The sequence below is a fragment of the Pseudomonas sp. genome, from assembly GCF_026224925.1.
GTDB lineage: Bacteria > Pseudomonadota > Gammaproteobacteria > Pseudomonadales > Pseudomonadaceae > Aquipseudomonas.
Window position 1 is genome coordinate 1 of the sequence record NZ_JAMFRV010000691.1, and the last position, 3,302, is coordinate 3,302.

At 55.6% G+C, this 3,302-nt stretch carries 2 protein-coding genes; both read right to left on the reverse strand.

All coding sequences use genetic code 11. From position 1 onward, the window contains the following. Positions 1-292: 292 nt before the first annotated feature. Positions 293-2,578, reverse strand: a complete 2,286-nt coding sequence (locus tag M0974_RS28895) for an Orn/Lys/Arg decarboxylase N-terminal domain-containing protein (RefSeq protein WP_297845133.1) — start codon at positions 2,576-2,578, stop codon at positions 293-295. After that, positions 2,575-3,302: amino acid permease (locus M0974_RS28900; RefSeq protein WP_297845135.1), on the reverse strand; the 728-nt coding region annotated here is incomplete at its 5' end. The genes M0974_RS28895 and M0974_RS28900, both read right to left, overlap by 4 nt.

Below are 3,302 nucleotides of genomic sequence, written 5' to 3' on the forward strand. Positions count from 1 at the left end.
CATTGGTTATAGAGGACGATGAGGTTACTGCAAATGCCATCGTAAAAGCGCTTAAGTCCCACAAACGTCAGTTTTGATGATCAGCGCGTTGTGTCGGATGTTGATGAGCGGGTGCGCGCCTGGAAGTGTTGCTGAGACGCCCAACGGCTGGGATGAGTGAACGTCGATGCATCTGTTTTTGCAGGGTTGTTTGACGTAAAGGATGAGCCGGGCCTGGTGACCGCCCAGGGCTAACCGCGGGTTGACCCTTGGGCGGCGAGCGTCCAAGAGTCGTCCATAGGCCCAAGATGCGTTATTTCAGACACCGCAGACGATAGACCCCGCCCTCTGCCTCAATGCCATGGGTGTCATGGGTAAAGCCCGGAAACGACAGGTCGAAACTTTCCAGGGCTTTCAGGTAAGCCAGAAAAGGCCCATCGGCCGCGCCGATGTTTTCCCCTGGCATCAGCAGGGGGATGCCAGGTGGGTAGGGCACGATGCCGGTGGCGACCAAACGGCCAGCCGCTTCGTCGAGGGTGACCAGTTCGGCTTCATCTTTCACCAGCTTTTCATACGCCTCGACCGGGGTGAGCTGCGCCTCAGGCAATATGCCAAAGGCCTTGGCCATGGTCGCGGTGGTTTTATGGTCCTTCATGGCAGTGAATATCTGTTCGGCCAGGTCTTTGAGGCCCATGCCTGCATAGCGCTGCTGATGGCTTTGTACCAGATCGGGCAAACACAGCTCCAATTCCAGGTTGGCGTCAAAGTCGCGCTTGAAGTCCAGCAATGTATTGACCAGCGTGCCCCATTTGCCTTTGGTGATGCCGATGGAAAACAGAAACAGAATGGTGAAATCGGTGGTTTTCTCCACCACGATGCCCAGTCGATCCAGGTAAGCACTCAAGACGCAGGCGGGGATGCCAAAATCCAGCAGTTGCCCGTCGTCACCCATACCAGGGCTGAGCACTGAGACCTTGATCGGGTCCAACATGCAGTAGCCGTCTTCGATATCGCCGAAGCCGTGCCAGATCTCATTGGGGTGGAGAACCCAGCAATAGGGTTCTGTCTTGAGGAACCCAGGGTCTACTTCATGGAACGGCACGTGCCCTGCGCCGACTTTTACCGTAGGCGGCTGCCAGCAGGTGAAGAACCACTCGTTGTCGGTGGACATTTCGCTGTGCATCCGCGAAATAACCTGCCTGAAGGCAACGGCTTCCTCGATGGATTCGTTGGTCAGAATCTGGCCGCTAGGGGCTTCCATCATTGCCGAGCTGACATCGCACGAGGCCATGATTGCGTAGTTGGGTGACGTCGAGGCGTGCATCATGAACGACTCGTTGAATCGCCCGTGGGGTATGGCTTTGCGACCATTGCGCACATGGATCATTGACGCTTGCGACAGGGCAGCCAGCAACTTGTGGGTAGACTGCGTCGAGAAAACGGTGGGCCGCGACGGATCGTAATCCTTGGGGTCGCCGTGCATGGCGAAGCGTTCGCGGTAGATCGGGTTGAAGCGTGCATAGCCATACCAGGCTTCGTCGAAATGCAGGCGATCAACGCTGGCGCCGAGCAGCTCCTCTACGCGTGTAACGTTGTAGCAAAGGCCGTCGTAGGTCGAGTTGGTGACGATGGCATGAATCGGCGTTTTATCGATGCCTTGTTTGACCAGGGGATTATTTTCGATGGCCTGTTTCACGCTTTCAGCGCTTAACGTCTGCGGCAATATCGGGCCGATGATGCCAAAGCGATTACGGGTCGGCACTAGATAGGTCGGAATCGCCCCCGACAGGGTCATCGCATGCTCGACAGATTTATGGCAATTACGGTCGCACAGGGCGATCTGATTGCGCGTGACACTGGCCATCAGAATCACACGGTTGGAGGTCGAAGAGCCGTTGGTCACGTAGTAAGTGCGGTGCGCGCCGAAGACCTTGGCAGCGTAACGCTCGCCTTGGCCAATGGGGCCGCTGTGGTCCAGTAAAGAGCCCAATTCACCGACGGAAATCGACAAATCCGAGCGCAGCAGGTTTTCGCCGAAGAACTCATAAAACGCTCGGCCTGCAGTGCTTTTTAGGAAAGCGGTGCCGCCCGCATGCCCCGGTGTGTGCCACGAGTATTCATAGGTGCCTGCAAACTTCACCAAGGCGCCAAACATGGGCGGCAGCACCGCTTGGCGATAGCGTTCAATCGCCGCCAGGATGCGCCCACTGATGAAGGCGCTGGTGTCTTCAGGCAGCCAGATAAAATCGTCGGCGTGCTGCATGACAATCAACGGAATGGTCGATACAGCAGCGCGATCACTGATTAAAAACACCGGCACCCGCGTGTTGCGATCACGCAGGGCCTTGAGCAAGTCGATACACGCCGCATGGCCCTCGCTCTTATCCATGTCCCAGCTCAACAGCACGCATTGGACCGCTGGATCGGAACGCAGAATCGACGTCGCATCGCTCATGGATTCCGAAAACAGCACGCTGATGGATCGCTCTTCAATGTCGGTCACCAACTGGTTCAACGCCCGGCCGAACACAGTGCGTTTGTCAGGGGCATTGCTGACCAATAGAGCGAGCATGCCGAGGGAGCGTATGGATTCACTCATGACTGTGTCTCCAGGGACGACAAAGTGGGGGATTTTAGTTTCGCAACCGCTGTTTCATGCTGCGCGCTCACAGTTTGTACCGGCACGCTGACGAGGCCTTGAGTTTCCAGTCGTATAAGTCGGGTATTCACGCAACCAAATAACGTATAGCCGGCGATGGTTGCGACACCGCCGAGCATTAATGCCTGAGCCCCCGAACTGTACAACGCCAAATAGCTATACGCTGCGGCGACAAAGGCGACAACATTAGTAATCAACGCTTGTTTTGGCGCTACGTTCGAGATTTTCTGCAGCGTCATCAGTGTGGCCATGCACAAAATGTAAGGGACCAAATTGGTCACGACGGCAAGGTTTACCAGAATATCGAATTGTGTAGACAGGTCGGGGCTGATGGTTAGTAAACCCAGCGCCGTCTGCCCCGCTAATAGAATTAACATACCCACGATGGGCGTGCCGGCTTTATTCGCTTTAGCAAATATGGGCAAGAAATATCCGGTGTCAGCGGAGCTCTTGAACACTTGTGCAATGGTGAATTGCCAACCCAGTAATGAACCGATGCACGCTAATATCATCAGTGCCATGACTACGCTGCCGACCATGGGATTAAACATTTTGGCGAACACCAGACCAAACGGCGCAGTCGAGGCGACTAACTCGGGATTGGAGACGATACCGGCGATCACGTTGGTGGAAGCAATATAAATCACCGCTGCGCCAAGGGTGC

Excerpts from the sequence above, each read along its gene's own strand:
- M0974_RS28895 (WP_297845133.1), bottom strand. The coding sequence starts at position 2,578 with ATGAGTGAATCCATACGCTCCCTCGGCATGCTCGCTCTATTGGTCAGC.